Origin of the sequence: Enterococcus sp. AZ080, assembly GCF_051714945.1 — a bacterium.
GTDB lineage: Bacteria > Bacillota > Bacilli > Lactobacillales > Enterococcaceae > Enterococcus_B > Enterococcus_B pernyi.
Window position 1 is genome coordinate 1,582,607 of sequence record NZ_JBIOSV010000001.1, and the last position, 18,409, is coordinate 1,601,015.

At 38.3% G+C, this 18,409-nt stretch carries 17 protein-coding genes and 1 pseudogene; all 18 read right to left on the reverse strand.

Annotated elements, in window-relative coordinates:
• Positions 1-286: 286 nt before the first annotated feature.
• Positions 287-619 carry a hypothetical protein gene (locus tag IGK01_RS07510; RefSeq protein ID WP_010735312.1) on the reverse strand — a complete coding sequence of 111 codons (333 nt, stop codon included), beginning with the start codon at positions 617-619 and terminating at the stop codon, positions 287-289.
• A 57-nt stretch (positions 620-676) separates the two neighbouring features.
• The gene (gene coaE, locus IGK01_RS07515) at positions 677-1,297 is read right to left on the reverse strand and encodes a dephospho-CoA kinase (RefSeq protein WP_349519738.1); all 621 of its coding nucleotides are present in this window, start codon (positions 1,295-1,297) and stop codon (positions 677-679) included.
• Entirely contained in the window at positions 1,270-2,106 is an 837-nt protein-coding gene (mutM, locus tag IGK01_RS07520; RefSeq protein ID WP_010735310.1) for a DNA-formamidopyrimidine glycosylase, read from the reverse strand. Before mutM ends, coaE begins: the two co-directional genes overlap by 28 nt.
• 401 nt (positions 2,107-2,507) lie before the next feature.
• Entirely contained in the window at positions 2,508-5,153 is a 2,646-nt protein-coding gene (gene polA, locus IGK01_RS07525; RefSeq protein WP_438840629.1) for a DNA polymerase I, read from the reverse strand.
• A gap of 300 nt (positions 5,154-5,453) precedes the next feature.
• Positions 5,454-6,134: a Bax inhibitor-1/YccA family protein gene (locus IGK01_RS07530; RefSeq protein ID WP_019722650.1), complete on the reverse strand. Its 681-nt coding sequence runs from the start codon at positions 6,132-6,134 to the stop codon at positions 5,454-5,456.
• Position 6,135: 1 nt separating this feature from the next.
• Positions 6,136-6,609: a MaoC/PaaZ C-terminal domain-containing protein gene (locus tag IGK01_RS07535; RefSeq protein ID WP_010735307.1), complete on the reverse strand. Its 474-nt coding sequence runs from the start codon at positions 6,607-6,609 to the stop codon at positions 6,136-6,138.
• A 338-nt stretch (positions 6,610-6,947) separates the two neighbouring features.
• Positions 6,948-8,282, reverse strand: coding sequence for a UDP-N-acetylmuramate--L-alanine ligase (gene murC, locus IGK01_RS07540; protein ID WP_010735306.1), 1,335 nt, complete (start codon positions 8,280-8,282; stop codon positions 6,948-6,950).
• A 137-nt stretch (positions 8,283-8,419) separates the two neighbouring features.
• Entirely contained in the window at positions 8,420-9,178 is a 759-nt protein-coding gene (locus IGK01_RS07545; RefSeq protein WP_023519770.1) for a YdcF family protein, read from the reverse strand.
• A gap of 21 nt (positions 9,179-9,199) precedes the next feature.
• Positions 9,200-9,667, reverse strand: coding sequence for a SprT family protein (locus IGK01_RS07550; protein ID WP_010735304.1), 468 nt, complete (start codon positions 9,665-9,667; stop codon positions 9,200-9,202).
• Positions 9,664-11,844 carry a Tex family protein gene (locus IGK01_RS07555; RefSeq protein ID WP_409173419.1) on the reverse strand — a complete coding sequence of 727 codons (2,181 nt, stop codon included), beginning with the start codon at positions 11,842-11,844 and terminating at the stop codon, positions 9,664-9,666. Before IGK01_RS07555 ends, IGK01_RS07550 begins: the two co-directional genes overlap by 4 nt.
• Positions 11,845-12,143: 299 nt before the next feature.
• Complete coding sequence (locus IGK01_RS07560) at positions 12,144-12,881, reverse strand: metallophosphoesterase (protein ID WP_438748125.1); 738 nt, start codon at positions 12,879-12,881, stop codon at positions 12,144-12,146.
• A 191-nt stretch (positions 12,882-13,072) separates the two neighbouring features.
• Positions 13,073-14,011 carry an oxygen-dependent tRNA uridine(34) hydroxylase TrhO gene (gene trhO / locus IGK01_RS07565; RefSeq protein WP_438748127.1) on the reverse strand — a complete coding sequence of 313 codons (939 nt, stop codon included), beginning with the start codon at positions 14,009-14,011 and terminating at the stop codon, positions 13,073-13,075.
• Positions 14,012-14,204: 193 nt separating this feature from the next.
• A complete protein-coding gene (locus IGK01_RS07570) occupies positions 14,205-14,576 on the reverse strand; it encodes a VOC family protein (protein WP_010735300.1) in 372 nt (123 codons plus the stop codon).
• Between the two features lie 439 nt (positions 14,577-15,015).
• The gene (locus tag IGK01_RS07575; protein ID WP_409173420.1) at positions 15,016-15,282 is read right to left on the reverse strand and encodes a hypothetical protein; all 267 of its coding nucleotides are present in this window, start codon (positions 15,280-15,282) and stop codon (positions 15,016-15,018) included.
• Positions 15,283-15,498 (reverse strand): annotated as a pseudogene (locus IGK01_RS07580) (TIGR04197 family type VII secretion effector); the annotation flags it as partial.
• Positions 15,499-15,695: 197 nt separating this feature from the next.
• On the reverse strand, positions 15,696-17,087 hold the full coding sequence (locus tag IGK01_RS07585) for an L-cystine transporter (protein WP_019724480.1): 1,392 nt from the start codon (positions 17,085-17,087) through the stop codon (positions 15,696-15,698).
• 214 nt (positions 17,088-17,301) lie between these two features.
• Positions 17,302-17,700 carry a DUF1149 family protein gene (locus IGK01_RS07590; RefSeq protein ID WP_010735294.1) on the reverse strand — a complete coding sequence of 133 codons (399 nt, stop codon included), beginning with the start codon at positions 17,698-17,700 and terminating at the stop codon, positions 17,302-17,304.
• A 52-nt stretch (positions 17,701-17,752) separates the two neighbouring features.
• A complete protein-coding gene (locus IGK01_RS07595) occupies positions 17,753-18,373 on the reverse strand; it encodes an HAD-IA family hydrolase (RefSeq protein ID WP_196228153.1) in 621 nt (206 codons plus the stop codon).
• Between the last annotated feature and the right edge of the window lie 36 nt (positions 18,374-18,409).

The window sequence follows — 18,409 nt, forward strand, 5'->3', positions numbered from 1 at the left end:
TCTTATTGCTCAGTTCAAAGTGATTTTCACAACTTCACTGCTTATTGTTTTAGATTTTTTTCCACTGATTTTTTATTGAACTAATTCAAGTGGATCGTAATAAACGTTTTCTTATTACTAACTTTAGTATAACATGAAACAATTAAGCAATGCGACTGTCCCAGTTAAAAAATCGCTTGAACTGAAAGATTTGTTGTGTTTTATCTCAACGAACGAAAACAGACTGGCGTTCAGCACCAGCCTGTTTCTTTTTGATTTTCTATTTTAATCAATGCTTGGGTAATCCTTATAGTTTATCTTCGATTCCCGTGTAATGTTTCATTCGTTCTTCTTCGATTTTTTGTTCTGTTGAACGATGATCGACTTGGGGGTCTTGGTTTACTTCAGGACTTGTTTCTGGATCTTTGCGTTCTGTGGTTAAGTCCTGTCGCTTGGATTCTTTTTCGACATGTTGGTCTTCTAACTCAGCAATTCTCGCCCGGTATTCATCTTCACGAATTTTACCTTCTTCTGCTTGGATCTGTCCCTTTTCCTGTAAATCTTCTTTGTGGAGAATCTCACCAATTTTTTCTTTCGCAGAACCTACTACTTTATCTTTTTGGTTTTTGAATGTACCCATCGTATCATCTCCCCCTCTTTCTTTATATAAATAGCATAGCAAAATGTTGCGATTTACTCAAAGAAAGCGATTAAGCAACAACCATTTTTTGATTTCAGCGGATAAATCTTCCTTGGTTTGGCGATTATCGAATACGATATCCGCACGTTGTTTCTTTTCCTCGATTGACAGTTGGCTTTTCACCCGTTGTTCTGCTTCTTGCTTCGATAATTGATTGCGTACCATCAAGCGTTCGATTTGCTGAGATTCTGGGATATAGACAACTGCGACGGCATCCATATGTGTATCATACTGTCCTTCAAACAATAAAGGAATATCGACAACGATCAACGGATATTGTGCTTTCTTCTCTATGATTTCTTCAGTGATTCTCCCACGGATAAATGGATCTAATACTTGATTCAATTGCTCACGTGCAGTGACAGAGCCGAAAATCAATTGTCCAAGTTTTGCCCGATCTAACTGACCATCCTGTTGGAGGATCTCTTTGCCGAATGCTTGAACCAACGCTTGAAGTCCTGGCGTATCCGGTTCAACGACCTCTCTTGCCACTATATCGGCATCGATCACTGGAAAGCCATATTGTTGGAAAATAGCAGCGGCAGTACTCTTGCCTGTCGCAATTCCCCCTGTCAAACCTAAAACAAATCCTACTTGGGTATTCTTAATTTCTGACATGTTGGACAATAGTGCGTCCCCCTTTGCGCAACTTTCGTTTTCACGATTGGTGTTTGACAACGAATACATGCTTCTCCTGTCTGTCCATAGACATGTAAAGCCACTTGGAAACTCCCTGACTCACCTAACGCATTGAGATAACTTCGGATCGTTGTTCCCCCTGCTTCAACTGCTCGTGACAACACATCGATGATTGCTTGACGGAGTAATTTGATTTCTTTTGGGCGTAAAGAATCAGCTGGTTGCTCTGGATGGATCTTCGCTTCCCATAATGCTTCATCTACGTAGATATTTCCTAGTCCTGTGACCAACTTTTGATCAAGTAATAAAGGTTTGATGGCTTTGTGTGACTTTTGTAGCCCTACGGTAAAGTCTTTTAATAAGAATAAATCTGGTAAAGGCTCTGGACCTAATTTCAAGATTCCTTTATAGGTATTGCTCGCTCCTTTTTCAACGATCGTCATGCGGCCGAATTTCCGTACATCGTGGTATCGTAATTGGCTGCCATCTTCAAAAGAAAAAATCACATGTGTGTGTTTGTCGATCGGTTCTTCTTTTTCAAAATATTGATATTTCCCCTCCATCCGTAAATGGGAAATCATTTCATAATGACTCAAGTGAAAAATCAAAAATTTCCCTCTGCGACCAATCGATTCGATCGTTTCACCAATTAACGTTGCTTCAAAAATCGGTACCTCCGGTTGTTCAATGATTTTCGGCCATAGCACTTGGACGTTTTTTATTTTTTTGTTTTTCACTAATTTTTCTAATCCTCTACGGACAGTTTCAACTTCTGGTAATTCGGGCATCCTTTTTCTCACCTACAATTTTCACTTATTTGATTTTGAATCGAACTTATCTGTGACAAAAATAAAAGCTATTTTGTTCCTGAACTTAAAACAGAATAAACGGTGTTCCATAAGCTGACCTTCAACATTAAGCTAAAAATTGTAAAAATATGAAAAGCTATTTTTCATTTTTCTATCTTACTGCTCAGATCAAAACGCTTTTGTCACAACCTTGATAAACAGTGTCCCCGAAGCAACTACTTCAGAAATAAGCCAAGAAACCCAAAAATTTGAAAAACAATTTTCGGGTTTCTCGCCTTATTCTCAGAGCTGGACAGCTCTGTCACAATCTACTCCTGCATCGAACGAACCCGATCCAAGATTTTCCCTCGATGTTTGTCTATCGGTATAAAAGTAAAGAATTATTTGGCTTCATACCATGTTTTGCCCCAGCTGCTGTCTGTGATCAGTGGAACATGTAAAGCAACCGCCTGTTCCATTACTTCGCTGACTAATTTATCTAACATCTCTAATTCACTTTCTGGCACTTCAAAGACTAATTCATCGTGCACTTGAAGTAACATCGTCGCTTGCAAGTCCGATTCTTTCAAGCGTTTGTCCAATTCGATCATGGCGATTTTCAGGATATCCGCCGCACTTCCTTGGATCGGCGTATTGATTGCTGTTCGTTCGGCAAATGAACGAATGTTGTAGTTTCTTGAATTGATATCTGGTAAATAGCGACGACGATGGTATAACGTTTCTACAAAACCTTGATCTTTCGCTTCACGAACAATACGCTCCATGTATTCTTTGACACCTGGATATTTTTCAAAGTACGTATCGATATATTGTTGAGCCGCTTTACGCGTAATGCCTAAGTTTTGTGATAACCCATAATCAGAAATTCCATAAACGATTCCGAAATTGACTGCTTTCGCTTGACGACGCATATTTGGTGTGACGTCTTCGGCTTTTTCAATGCCGAACACACGCATTGCTGTACTTGAATGGATATCTTGTCCTTCTAAAAAGGCAGCTTTTAAATGCTCGTCATCTGAGATATGCGCCAATACACGTAATTCGATCTGAGAATAGTCAGAAGAATAGATCAACCAATCTTCGTTTCTAGGAACGAATGCTTGACGGATCTTGCGACCTTCATCTAAACGGATCGGAATATTTTGTAAGTTGGGATCAACTGAACTCAAACGGCCTGTCTGCGTCAATGTTTGAACATAGCGAGTATGGACTTTCCCGTCCGATTGGATCACTTTCAGTAAACCTTCGACATAGGTCGATTGGATTTTAGCGATTTGGCGATAAATCAAAATATCGTCAACGATCGGTGCTTGCTCACGCAATTGTTCTAAGACATCAACCGCAGTCGAATAGCCTGTTTTGGTTTTTTTGATCACTGGAAGACCCATCTTTTCAAAAAGGATCACACCTAATTGTTTAGGTGAGTTTAGATTGAATTCTTCTCCAGCCTCTTCATAGATTTTTCGTTCGATCTCTCTCAATCGATCCGAAAATTCGATTTTCATTTCTTGAAGACGAGTCGCATCCACTTTGATCCCACTGATTTCCATTTCAGCCAAGATGATCGACAAAGGTAATTCCATTTTTCGGAAAAGATCTTCTTGATTTTTTTCTGCTAATTCTTGACTTAGTTTAGGCGTCAAACCATTGATTGCTGAAACTTTTCGTGCTAGGTGGGCAAAGAAAACTTCTTCATCTTCTGGTAGACCTTTCTTCGCGCCTTTTCCGTAGATTGCTTCATCCGATTGGATATCATGATACCCGTAATGTGACGCTATCCCTTCGATGTCCTCACTTTTCTCGTTCGTATCCAATAAATAAGCACCTAGTAAGACATCAAAGTCGATCCCTTGTAATTTCGTTGCATAGCGGTTCAATGCCACATACGTACGCTTAGCATCATATACATTTTTCAGACGAGTCTTGTCCCCGACCCATGAAAGAAAGGCTTCATTTTCAAAAATCGCTAAGTCATTTGTCACATAGATTTTCTCTGGTGTTCCCCATGCCACACCAACGATGTCTTCTGTATGATAGTTGTCGCCCATCATCTCAACATATAAAGCCATATTTGTCTGGAACATGCTCTCATCATATTCATGGACCACTTCAAACAAAATATCTTTCATTTCTACTTGTTCTTCGACCACATCTAATTTAGCAAGAAATTGTTTGAAATCCATTTCCTTGAAGAAAGGCACCAATTTATCTAAGTCTTTTCCTTGATAGGCAAGGGAGTCAATATCCACTTCTACTGGCGCATCGGTATCGATCGTTGCTAATTTTTTGGACAAGAAAGCTTGCTCTTTGTCATTGATCAGATTTTCTTTCATCTTACTTTGTTTCATGTCGTCGATATGTTCATAGATCCCTTCAACAGAGCCATATTGATTCAATAATTTGATCGCTGTTTTTTCACCGATCTTTGTTACGCCAGGGATATTATCTGAAGCATCCCCTGCTAATCCCTTCATATCGATGATTTGTTTCGGTGTAAGGCCATCATATTTTTCCGCCACATATTCTGGCGTATAACTTTCAATATCACTTACACCTTTCACAGTGATATCGACTTTGATTTCTTTTGATGCCAATTGTGTTAAATCTCGGTCACCGGACAAGACAACTACATCGAATATTTCTTTATCCACTTTTTCTGCCAAAGTACCGATGATATCGTCTGCCTCATAGTTCGGTAACTCGTAATACTTCACACCCAGACCGGTTAGAAGCTCACGGATATAAGGCATTTGTTCTTTGAATTCTCCCGGTGTCTTTGAACGGCCACCTTTGTATTCTGCGTACATTTCTGTTCGGAATGTTGTTTTCCCTGCATCAAAAGCAACCAAAACATGCGTTGGTTGTTCTTTTTGCATGACATTTTCAAACATATTATGAAACGCATAGATTGCGTTGGTATGCAACCCATTACGATTTTTAAAACGTTCCAACGAATTGTGCAACGCAAAGAATGCACGAAAGGCCACACTATTTCCGTCAACGAGTAATAATTTATTTTTAGTCATCCGCTTAACTCCTTACTATAAAGTTCTTACTCATTCTAACAAAGAATGCCAAAGAATGCGAAAAGAAAAAACGGACAGGCAAAAGGTTGTTAGAAAAGCGGTACGTACTAAGGCGTAAGACACCAGTCTTACTTTTTGAATACCGTTTATCCTAGATTGCGAACAAAGTAATTTAGGATAAAAATAGTGATTACTGGTATCGAGGACCCAAAAAAGAACCCACTAGAATTTGACGATCAAATTCTGTGGATTCTTTCTTTTCATATGAGAGATATTTTTATCTTGCTCTTCGTTTATTGCTTAGTTATTACGTCCAAAGATTCGTAAGAATGCCAAGAACAAGTTGATGAAATCTAGATATAGTTGAAGTGCCAAGAATACGGCAATCCCACTATTTGCTTGTCCATTTGATTGAACATATACATTTGCGATCTTTTGGTTATCATAAGCAGTGATACCTGCAAAAATCACGACAAGTAGTAATGAGATGAACAGTTCAACTGCACTACTTCTTAAAATAAAAACATTCAAGACCATCGCAATGATCACACCGATCAACGCTGCCATTCCGGCACGACCCACACCTGATAGATCTTTTTTAGTGAACATCCCGATTGCTGACATCCCAATGAACATCCCAGTTGCTGAAATAAAAGCAGTTGTGATCGTTCCGATATCATAAAAAGCTAATGTAACAGCTAAAACGATACCATTCAATAAGGAATATGCGATAAATCCACCGATTGCTAAGCTTGGATTTTTTTGTGCTTTTGCTCCTAAAACTAAAACCAAAATGATTTGGACAATCCATAATCCCATAAAACCTAATGGAAAATTATTGATGAAGCTTGCTACTTGATAAGGAAAAACTTGGATCGCTAAATAGGAAGTGATCGCACTCAGCGCTAGACCGATTCCTAAAAATCCGTAGACTTTCGCATAAAAGCGGTTGATACTATTTGATATGATTTGATTGTTCATCTTATTCACCTTCACTTTCAAGAGTTAATTCTTGTTCTAATTCTGGTGGTTGTACCATGACTACTGCATCTAATACACGATTGTCTTGTGTATTCGTGGCCTCCACTGAAATAGTCACAACATTTTTCATCTTATCCACTCGAATGACTTCAAACTGAAAAGTCAATGTTTCATAATGAAAAACCGGCTCGACAAAATTAGCTGAAAAATTCACCACATGAGAACCTGGACCAGGCAAGTGTTTTGACACTGCACTTGTTATGATTCCCATTAACATCACAGTTGGAACAATGGGTTGATGATATTCCGTTTTCTGTGCAAAATCATGTTGGATATATAAAGGATTGGCATCGTTTGTTAATCCTAAATATAATAATAACTGACTATCTTCAATTGATTCTGTTAAAGATAACGAGTCGCCTTCCTCGATTTCATTGATTGTTTTTCCTAATTTACGCGGTTTACTTATGTTCAAGTTTAAACCCTCCAGTTTATTTATTCATTCGTACCAATTGTACCAAATCATACAAAAAACGCAAGTTACAGAACATGCTTTGGTCTTTCACTTATGTAAGCAATCACTTCGATGATCGTACATTATTTATTGAAGACTATAGCATAGTTGAATAAAAACCGTTCGTATTTTGTCTGGATACTTTAGGATTTCTTAATTCGATTGAATACGTACGGTCACTATAAGCAGGCGAAACATTACTGAAAAAGAACTCTACCTATCACCCACAAATAAACGCCAAAAGGGGCTGCCACCTGACAATCCCTTTTGACGCTAACTTCTTTTATTCACTTAGATGATTACAGAACGTTTTTCGTTGTACTGCTCAATAATTTTTCATAGGCTTGTTCAAATTTTTGAACATCACCAGCACCCATGAAAATAATCACTGCTTCGTGGTAGTCTAATAACGGCGAAACGTTATCTTCTTTGATTACTTGACCACCTTTTTTGATTTTTGCCCCTAGGTCTTCGATTTTAACGTCCCCTTGTTCTTCACGGGCAGAACCAAAAATATCACATAGATACACACGGTCAGCTAAATCTAAGGCTTCGGCAAATTCATCCATCAAGGCAATCGTACGAGTAAATGTATGTGGTTGGAAGACTGCAATGATTTCTTTGTCTGGATATTTCTGACGTGCGCCATCAATAGTTGCTTTGATTTCTGCTGGATGGTGAGCATAGTCATCAACGACTGTCATATCAGCCACGATTTTCTCGCTAAAACGACGTTTCACTCCAGGGAATGTCAACATTTCGTCAGCAACTTCTTTCACGTCTAACTTCTCGAAGTAGGCAACTGCGATAACACCAAGTGCATTCAAAATATTATGTTTTCCAAATGCTGGAACTGTAAAGTGTCCAACAAACTCTTCGCCATGGAACACATCAAAAGCTGAACCAGTTGTCGTACGTTCAATATTACGTGCTTGGATATCGTCATCTTCATTCATACCGTAATAATAGATCGGCACATCCGCTTCTAACTTTCTTAGATAGTCGTCATCTCCGTAAGCAAAGATCGCTTTTTTGACTTGTTTTGCCATCGTTTGGAAAGCGGAGAAAACATCATCGATACTTGTATAATAATCAGGATGATCAAAATCGATATTCGTCATGATCACATAATCAGGAGAGTAAGCTAAAAAGTGGCGACGATATTCACATGCTTCAAAAGCAAAGAATTCTGCCTCTGGATCACCATGACCAGTGCCGTCACCAATCAAGTAACTTGTCGGACGAATCCCTGTCAATACATGTGATAATAGACCTGTCGTACTTGTTTTCCCATGGGAACCAGTGACAGCGATACTCGTATAATTTTGGATAAAATCTGCAATAAAATCATGGTAACGGATCACTTCTAATCCAAGCTCTTTTGCACGTTGGATCTCTTCGTGTGAATCTGGAAAAGCATTGCCGGCGATCACGATCATTCCTGGTTTGACGTTTTCTGCATCAAACGGCAAGATAGAGATATTGGCTTTTTCTAAATCTCTTTGAGTAAAGAAATATTTTTCGATATCTGATCCTTGGACGTTTAATCCTTTTTCATGTAATACAAGTGCCAAAGAGCTCATTCCTGAGCCTTTAATACCAACAAAGTGGTACAAATTTTCTTGATTTTTCATTTGAATCCTCTTCTCTTAACTATCATCCATTATTTTATTCATACATTCAACACGAAACCCATTATCTTATAAACAATAAAAAATTTCAACCAAATTTATTCGGATGATTTTTAGTTCCTTAAATATTAGTGCCCTGATTACCTTTTTAGCGAAACTTTTTCATTCATCGCTAAGAGACGTAAATAAGCAGACCACACCTCATCTGGGATGTCGACATGACCGATAAATCCCGTTCCATTAGGTCCGTAACCTTGGGCATCATCTTTCAAACGAACTATTTCTCCAAATACTAAGGCTTGGAAATAATCAGAAGGCCACAAGTCATTTAGTCTTTGATCAGAGAAGTTGAATCCCTTGGTACTTTCTGTCACTTGTGGAAGTATCGGTACATAATTATAAAAATGAATAGACTCATTGCCCCATTTCTTCTCAAAAGTCGCCTTTGTTCGTCGTTGCAAGGTGGGATCATTCATTAAAAGAACACGTTCAGGTAATGGGCCCTGTGCTTTTAATAAATTGTAAGAAAATGAAGCATTCTCGCCACAATTGGTTGACTTCGTTTCTAACAATAGTGCCTGTTCAGGTAACCTATATTTTTCAAGCAAATAGCGGGCACAAATCTCACTTTCACTTAAACCTTGTTCAAATAAGAATCCTTGTTTTTCAAAATTTTTATAGAGATACTTCGTCGCATGTCCGATCCCACCAACTAAAACGATTTGCGCAACCTGCTGGTTCAAGTAAGCCTTTGCTGCTTCATCTACTAGGACGGGCAGACAATTCCCAGCTAAAATCAGTGTTGGTGCTTTTAGTTCCGAACACTCCTGTGGGTCAGGGTCTGCTAAAAAATCCAATAAGCAATTCCAGTCTGCAATTCTTGATGGTTCACCTGTCATTCTGTTTCTCTCCTCATACAATTATTCAACATCCAAGTACGTGGTTTTTTGCCATACCAATCGTCCTCTACAACGCCCACACAAATAGCGATCTGTATTGATTTTCCTTTTACGATAAATCCATTCAGCACACTTTTGGCATTGATATCCTTCGATTTTTTGCCTTCTATTTGAAGGAATAGCAGGTGCATAACGTAAGCCACCCGTCTTTACCAATAACTGTTTGAAATCTGAGTCACGATGGCGATACCCTTTTCCAGTCAAGTGAAGATGATAATGACACAGCTCATGTTTGATGATCCCGATGATCGTTGCTTGATCGGCTACTGCAAACATCGTCGGATTAAAATCCAAATGGTGATCATTTAAATGATACCTACCACCTGTTGTTTTCAAACGTTTGTTGAACATTGCTTGGTGCATGAACGGACGCTGGAAGCTTGTCCAAGAAATCTCTTCGACTAACTGTTGCAATTCTTCTTGTGTCACGCTTGATCCTCGTAAGGCGAAAGCATCGTCAGACTGATACGCCCTTTGTTCGTATCCACTTGTTCGATCCAAACAGTGACGACATCACCAACGGAAACCACGTCAGTTGGATGTTTGACGAATTTATTGCTTAATTTAGAAATGTGGACTAAACCATCTTGTTTCACACCAATATCGACGAATGCGCCAAAATCGATGACATTGCGAACTGTTCCTTTTAATTCCATGCCGGGTTTTAAATCTTCCATACTCAATACATCTGAACGTAAAAGTGGCGCAGGCATTTCATCTCGCATATCTCGTCCTGGTTGGGTCAACCCCTCAAGAATATCTTTTAATGTTTCTTCACCTACTTGCACTTGTTGTGCCAAGCGTTGTGGAGAAATCTGACTTAATTTTTCAATTGCTTCTTTCGTTCCTAAATCCTTTTCAGATAATTGGTTTGCCTGTAAGATCTCTTTTGCTACTGCATAACTCTCTGGATGGATCGCGGTGTTGTCCAGTACATGTTTGCCACCAGGCACACGTAGGAAACCGATTGCTTGTTCATATGCTTTTGGCCCTAAACGTGGGACCTTCTTCAATTGCGTTCGAGAAGCAAATGCACCATTTTCTTCACGATACGTTACGATGTTTTGAGCAGTCGTCTTATTTAGACCAGAAATATGTTGCAACAACTGAGGACTCGCTGTATTGACATCGACCCCTACTTGGTTCACTGCCGTTTCAACAACAAAATCCAACTGTTCTGCTAATCTTTTTTGTGAAACATCATGTTGATATTGTCCCACGCCAACAGCCTTCGGATCGATTTTCACTAGTTCAGCCAACGGGTCTTGTAATCTTCGAGCAATCGAAACTGCACTCCGTTCTTCGACTTGTAACTCAGGAAATTCTTTACGGGCAATATCACTTGCGGAATAGACAGAAGCTCCGGCTTCATTGACGATGGCATAAAACGCTTGATGTTTGGCTAACTTCAACTGTTCTGCCACAAATAACTCCGATTCACGGCTCGCCGTCCCATTACCGATTGCAACCATATCCACGTGGTACTGATCAATCAATTTCACAAATGCAGGACCTGCTTCGGCTCTTTTTGCTTGATTTGCCGGTTTATGTGGGTAAATCACTTCGATCGCTAAAACCTTACCAGTCGCATCCACCACTGCTAATTTACAGCCGGTACGATAAGCTGGGTCAAAGCCTAAGACAACTTTCCCTTTTAAAGGTGGTTGTAATAACAAGTTACGCAGATTTTCACCAAATATAGCGATGGCTTGCTCGTCCGCTTTTTCGGTCAATTCATTACGGACCTCCCGCTCAATCGCAGGTTGGATGAATCGTTTGTAACTATCGTGAATCGCTAAACGAACAGAATTAGCAGAAGACGAAGCTGTATCAGGAATCAATTGTTTCTCCAAATAAGTTAAAATCGCAGCTTCATCAACCGTAAGATTGACTTTCAACACTTCTTCTTTTTCTCCACGATTGGTTGCTAAGATGCGATGAGAAACAATTTTATGAATTGGTTCAGAAAACTCGTAATACATTTCATATACGCCTTTTTCATCATTTTCTTTGTTCTTGACGGTACTTTCGTATAGCCCCTTATTGTACGTATATGAGCGGACCCATGTTCTGAATTTTGCATTGTCACTTACCTGCTCTGCAATGATCTCATGGGCACCTTCTAAGGCTTCTTCAGGAGACGGAACTTCTTCAGTGACGTATTTAGTTGCTTCGGTCAAAACATCTTCAGATGAAAAGGTCAATAACCAAGTTGCTAAAGGTTCTAACCCTTTTTCTTTCGCAATCGTCGCTTTCGTTCTTCGTTTTTGTTTGTATGGACGATACAAATCCTCTACTTGTTGCATCTTTACAGATTGTGTAATACTTTGTTGTAATTCTGGAGTCAATTTTCCTTGTTCATCAATCAAACGCAAGACTTCGGTTTTACGTTTTTCCAAATTTGCTAAATAAGCATAGCGCTCTTCAATTTCACGGATTTGTACTTCGTCCAAGCTTCCGGTCATTTCTTTACGGTAACGAGCAATAAAAGGCACCGTATTTCCTTCTGCTAATAGATTTAAAACAGTCGTCAACTGTTTTGCTTGATAATCTGCCAATTCTTTCTTTACAAGATCTAGAATCGTTGGATTTACTTTGTCTGTCATTAAATAGCCTCTTTTCTAAGTCGAAATCGATTCCTACTACGGTTTATTCATTAAAAAGCAAGAATCAAAAAATCATACTGATTTATTTTAGCATAGATTCTGGTATTTCTAAATGTAACTAAACAGTGTCTAGAACAAAAATAAAATTCATTTTTGTTTTTAATTTGAAAATGTATAATCGGTTTTCCAAAATCTGACCTTCAGGACTAAGCTAAAAAGCCCAAAAATTTGAAGAACAAATTTCGGGTTTCTCGGCTTATTTATCAGAACTATACACTTTTATCAAAAACTTTTTCTGATCAATCACGTGGTTGCCATGGTCCTTGATTGTTTTGATACTCGATATCTTGGATGATTCCAGTTGGTTCAAAAACGACACCATGCATCGATCCGCCAAAGACAGCCCCACCGTCGATCCCGATTTTCTGATCTTGTATCCACAAATCAGTTGTCTGCATATCTCCATGGAGTAATGGCGTGATCGTATGACCAAATACGATCGTCTTATCAGTCCGATTCTTATGCTCATGAAAAGGCTCTCTGATCCATAAAAAATCTCCAGGGCTAGTATCACGCCAATCTTTTTTAGTTAGATCAACACCCGCATGGACAAAAAGATAGTTTTCCCATTCATAATATAAAGGCAAATTACATAAAAAATCGACCAATTCACGATATCTTGAACGAATCATCATGGCAATCTCAGTTGGTGAATATTCTTCTGCTGCACCTGGATGCAAAAGACTTTCCATTGTTTCTCTTCCACCGTTTCTTAAGTAAGACGGATACCAGTCTTCTGGTTCTTGGAGAAACTGTAAGAAGTACTCTTCATGATTGCCTCGTAAGTAGACCGCACCAGTTTCTTTCACTAACTTCATTCCTAGTAATAAGCAATCTTTTGTTTTTGGTCCACGATCATTCAAATCACCAATCAAGACTAATTGATGAATATGTGGATCATAATGTGTTAATAGCTTTTTAAAAAGATTATAACTTCCATGGACATCACCGATTGCATAGACAAATGGTTTATTCATGACACCACCACCTTTTCATTTGATTATATCGCAATTTTATCCTCATAGGTAGCAACAATTTCCGAATAGTTAAGAGAAAAATCTCCTGATTTCAGATGAAAATGAGAGCCACGAAAATTTGAAGAACAAATTTCATGACTCTCATTTTATTTTATAAACACTAACTACGTCAGCTTTGATTTTTAGAAAAATTATACAAATGCTGCTAAATGAGCGTCGATTTCTTCCGCAGATAGATTTCTTTCTTTGACATAGCGATTATGCGGATGTTTAGCACAGGCTACTGAACATGAGCCTAAATGTTTTTCTTCATTTTCCACTGAGGCTAACATTTGACGATTACACTCTGGATTTCCACAGTTGATGTAGCGTTCGCAAGGAGTACCATCAAACCAGTCTTTCCCAACGATCTGCTTATCTACGCGATTGATATCGACAGCGATACGCTCGTCAAAAACGTACATTTTTCCATCCCATAGTTCTCCTTGGACTTCTGGATCTTTACCATAGGTCGCAATCCCCCCATGCAATTGACCGACATCTTTAAATCCTTCTCTCACTAACCACCCAGAAAATTTCTCACAGCGAATCCCGCCCGTACAATAAGTCACGACTCGTTTTTCCATAAACTCTTCTTTATGGTCACGAATCCATTGTGGTAGTTCTCTAAAGCTACGGATATCAGGACGAACCGCTCCTCTAAAATGCCCGAGATCATATTCATAGTCATTTCGTGCATCGATCACAACCGTATCTTCATCAAGAATCGCTTCTTTAAACTCTTTAGGCGACAAATAAGCGCCCGTCATTTTTTTTGGATCAATGTCATCTTCTAGTTTTAGTGAAACTAGTTCAGGACGCGCACGAACAAACATTTTTTTGAAGGCATGACCCTCGCTAGGATCAATTTTGAAAAATGTGTCAGCAAAACGTTCATCTGCCAACATCGCTTCCATGTATGCCTCAGTTTCTGCGATCGTTCCAGAAACTGTCCCATTGATCCCCTCTTCTGCGACAAGGATACGTCCTTTTAAATTTAGTGATTGGCAAAAAGCAAGATGCTCTTTCGCAAAAAGTTCAGGTTCTGTGATTGTTGTATATTTATAATATAGTAGTACTTGGTAATCCATTTAGTTACTTCCTTCCATCAATTCATTCCATAACAGTATAAAGAAGTATAAATGAAATGACGATATTTCTGCTTGTGTATTTTTGCGCAAGTATAGTTTACATAATATAAATATCGTAATCTTATGTATTCAAAGACACAAAAAACCGACTAAAATTTCAGTCGGAGTTCTTGCTTCATTCTTACTAAGTAAGTTATTTTCCTGTCACAGCAAAGTAATTGCCATCGGGATCTGCAAAATTGAATACATATTCTTCACCTAAATGGACTAAATCACCTAATGTCACTTCTAATTGTTGCATCTTTTTGTATAAACCAAAAATATCCTCACTATAAAACATCAAAGAAGGTGCCCCACTAGCTGTACCTGGTGAATGCTGTTCGATAAATTCACGATCATATAAAACAAACGCAGTACCCGCATCTTTTGATTGGGCAATCTCAATAATCAATGTACCATCCATTTCTTGACGATCCAACACAACAAAACCGATCTGCTGCCAGAAATTTGCATTTTTTTCAACATCATCTACGTATAACATGATTTTCATTTCATTTGTAAACATCTATTCATTCCTCCACTTTTTTCGTCCTAGCTAGTTTAGCATAGCTGGTACTGAAAATCTATGTTGGAGAGGTACGAATGAGAAAAGTGATTTATGTCATTCATTTTATAAGTAAACTCATCTTTTACTAGTCAAGTCTATGCTATATCATAGTCATCAGTTTTTTTATCTACTATATATTCTTCATTTAAACTTTTAACAATGTGTTTGATGTTAAATCCATAAATTATATCTGTGAACATATCACCTTCTGATACATCACAATCACTACAAAAACATTCAATGGAATATAAGCCATCTGAAAGTAAAATATCAGCTTCTCCTGAGTCTTCATCTATTCAGTTTACTTTTTTTATATTAATCATCTTGTATTATTTCCTGTGGTTTTAAAAGATACAATTTCATTAATTAAAACATTGATTTCAAAGTTCTTCTATTTTTATTTATCCGCCCTATATTTTTTTATCCAGTCAAGAGTTTCTTCTTTATTTGTTATTAGAATAATAAAACTTTCTTCCGTAAATTTTACACGGGTGTCTTTTACACTAACACCATGATCCTCACTTATCATATCTATTATCGTTACTTCTCCTTCAGAACTAGCTAATAAATATTGATTACCTTCTAAAAATATTCCCTCGTATTCGTCTCCTTCATACAACTCATCTTTAAAATTACTATTTTTACTAGTATCAGCAGTTTGCAATTGACTAGCTGCGCCTGAGATGGCTGAGGCAATTTGATTGGCTGAGTTTTTGGCGGACGTTATGCTACTTTGAATGTCTTGATTGCCAATTAGCGTTGTACGTGTGTCATTTTGAAGCGATGATGCTTGGTTTAAAGGGGTGGTTGCACTGGTAATTTTTGAAGTGGACTGCTGGGCTTGTGAAGAATCATTGCTGAATGTTCCTCCTCGAATAATATAGGCTGTATAGAACGCTTACACATTCATTATAGCAATACATAACCCTTCGGTGAATAAGAATTGTATTAGATAGTTTTTGTTACCTTATATTTTTATAGATTTTTGTATCAATTATTTTAAGTTTTCACTTTTCGGAATATATTTACAGAGTAAAAAAAGCGAGAGCATTTCGCTCTCGCTTTTTGTTTTTTTTATTAAGCATTCACGTCAACGACTTTTGCTTCATCTTTGATCACATCTCGATCAAGATCATTGATACGTGCACTTGTAACAATACCTGCTACCATACTGCCACTTACGTTGACAGCTGTACGAGCCATGTCGATCAATGGTTCAACGGAGATAACTAAACCAACGATTGCTACTGGTAAGTTCATTGAACCTAATACGATCAATGAGGCAAAGGTTGCCCCACCACCGACACCAGCTACTCCGAATGAGCTGATTGTTACAATGGCTACAAGAAGCAAGATGAATTGAATGCTAAAGACATCCATTCCAGCTGCTGGTGCAACGATTGTCGCTAGCATGGCTGGGTAAACACCCGCACAGCCATTTTGACCGATCGATAAACCAAAGCTGGCAGCAAAGTTTGCTGTGGCTTCATCCACACCAAGCGCTTTTGTTTGTGTTTCGATATTCAATGGCAAAGCACCCGCACTTGAACGTGAAGTAAATGCAAAACTTAGTACTGGAAATGTTTTTTTCAAGTAGTCGATCGGGCTGACTTTCACACCGATCAAAATCAAGAAATGAACGATCATCACTGCAAACAATGCAAGATAAGACGCTAACACAAATTTACCTAAGTTCAAAATGGCATCAAAATCACTTGTTGCCATCACGTTCGTCATCAATGCGAACACGCCATAAGGTGTCAAACGCAAGACTAACGTCACGATACGCATCACGATACGGTACAAGCTATCGATCATATCAGCAAAGAATGATGCTTCTTTTGGTGCTTTTCGTTTGATTCCTAAGTAAGCAACCCCAACAAATGCCGCAAAGATCACGACAGCAATCGTACTTGTTGCACGAGTTCCGGCAAGGTCTGCAAAAATATTTTTAGGAATAAATGACAAGATTTGTTGTGGGATACTTAATCCTTCCACTGTTTCTTGTCGTGTCGCTAACTCAGAAATACGAGCAGTTTCGGCCGCTCCTTGCGTAAATTCAGCACCTTGAAGACCAAATGCGATCGTCACACCGATCCCGATCAATGCGGAAATAGCCGTTGTTGCTAATAAAGTGGTCAGCACCGTTGCACTGATTTTACCTAATTTTTCTGATACTTTCATTTTTGTAAAAGCCGCAACGATTGAAACAAAGACTAAAGGCATGATCAACATTTGTAAGAAACTAACGTAGCCGTTCCCAACGATACTGATCCAATCCATGGATTGCGTAATAACCTCGTTTTCTACTCCAAAAATCAGTTGCAACGCGCCCCCGAATACGATACCGGCAGCTAGCGCAGTGTAAACCCGCGTTGAAAATTTTGCATGGCGCTTTTGCATACGATAAAACACATATAATAATGCCGCAAAAACTAGAACCACTAAAACTGTGATGAGTGTTGTCATTTTCATCCTCCTCTTAATTTGTAATGACAAGTCCATCTAAGGAAGTAAAGGTTCCCGAGAAGAACTCTTCAGCTCTTCTCCTGAAAATATTTTTTTCAGTGACTTATTCATTCTAGACTATTTTCCGAAATTTTTCCTTACTTTTGCTTACAATTAGTAATAGAAAAAAACACCAGTGATAGCTAATAACTATCACAGGTGTTTTCTCTTAATTTTATTCTTTGGTTTTTTCTTCTTTTTCTGATTGGAAGTTCAATTTCACACCTGGCGCATCCAAGGCGATCTCTGTTACTTCATAGGCCAGACGTTTGACCATTTCAAAAAGTGGGGCCACTAATTCATCGACCTCTTCTTGCGTCACATCATTTTGATCTTGGACTTTGCGATTCAAGATGTGGTTGATTTGACTAACGCTTCCAGATAACACATATGTATCAAATACTAAACGAAATTCTAAACGGGCACCAACGATGCTATGTTCTTTCGGATAGTTTTCAATTGTCTCTTTTAGTGGTGAAAAACCTACTTTTAAGTCAGTTTGTACCTCTTGATCAGGTTTTAAAAAATCATAATGAAAAGCTTCTACTACTTCTTTTTGTCTTCTAATTTCCATTTTATCACTCCTCTGTTTAAATTATAGCATAACTAAAGTTGAAAGGGGATACTTATTCTGCATTCTTTTCGATTGCTAAAATATCCGCTAGATTCGCCACAATATGGTCGGCAGGAATCTCCCCTAAGAAATGATCGATATCATATAGGCAAGTGTGGATCTTTGCGTTGATCCCCGCTTCAATATCTAATCTTCGATCCCCTATCATCATTGTTTTTTCTGGGTCTAAATGATAACGATCTATCAAGTGACTGATTGCATCAGGTGCTGGTTTTCTGGCAAATCCTTGGTCGATACCAATCACTTCTTCGATCAAATCTGCTAGCTCAAAGACTTTTAAAAGTTTCCAAGTAGAAGCCGTTACACGATGTGTTAAAATATAATGTTTTGCTCCCTTCTGTTTTAAACGACGTAAAACCATTTCAGTCTCTTTGAACGGTACTGAGAGTTCTTGATATTGTTCTTCATATTGATGAAACAATTGATTGAAGGAGGCTTCTTCTAATTGATAACTTTCTCGTAGTTTTCTCACCGATTCTTGCTTCATCACGCGATATATTTCCTTTTTTGGTCGTTCGATACCAAAATCTTGTAATGCTTGAGATACTCCTTCAACCATCGCCGGATACGTATCGAACAATGTCCCATCAAAATCCCAAATGTAATTTTTAATCATTCTTTTACTCCTTTTTACTCATTTCACTAGACC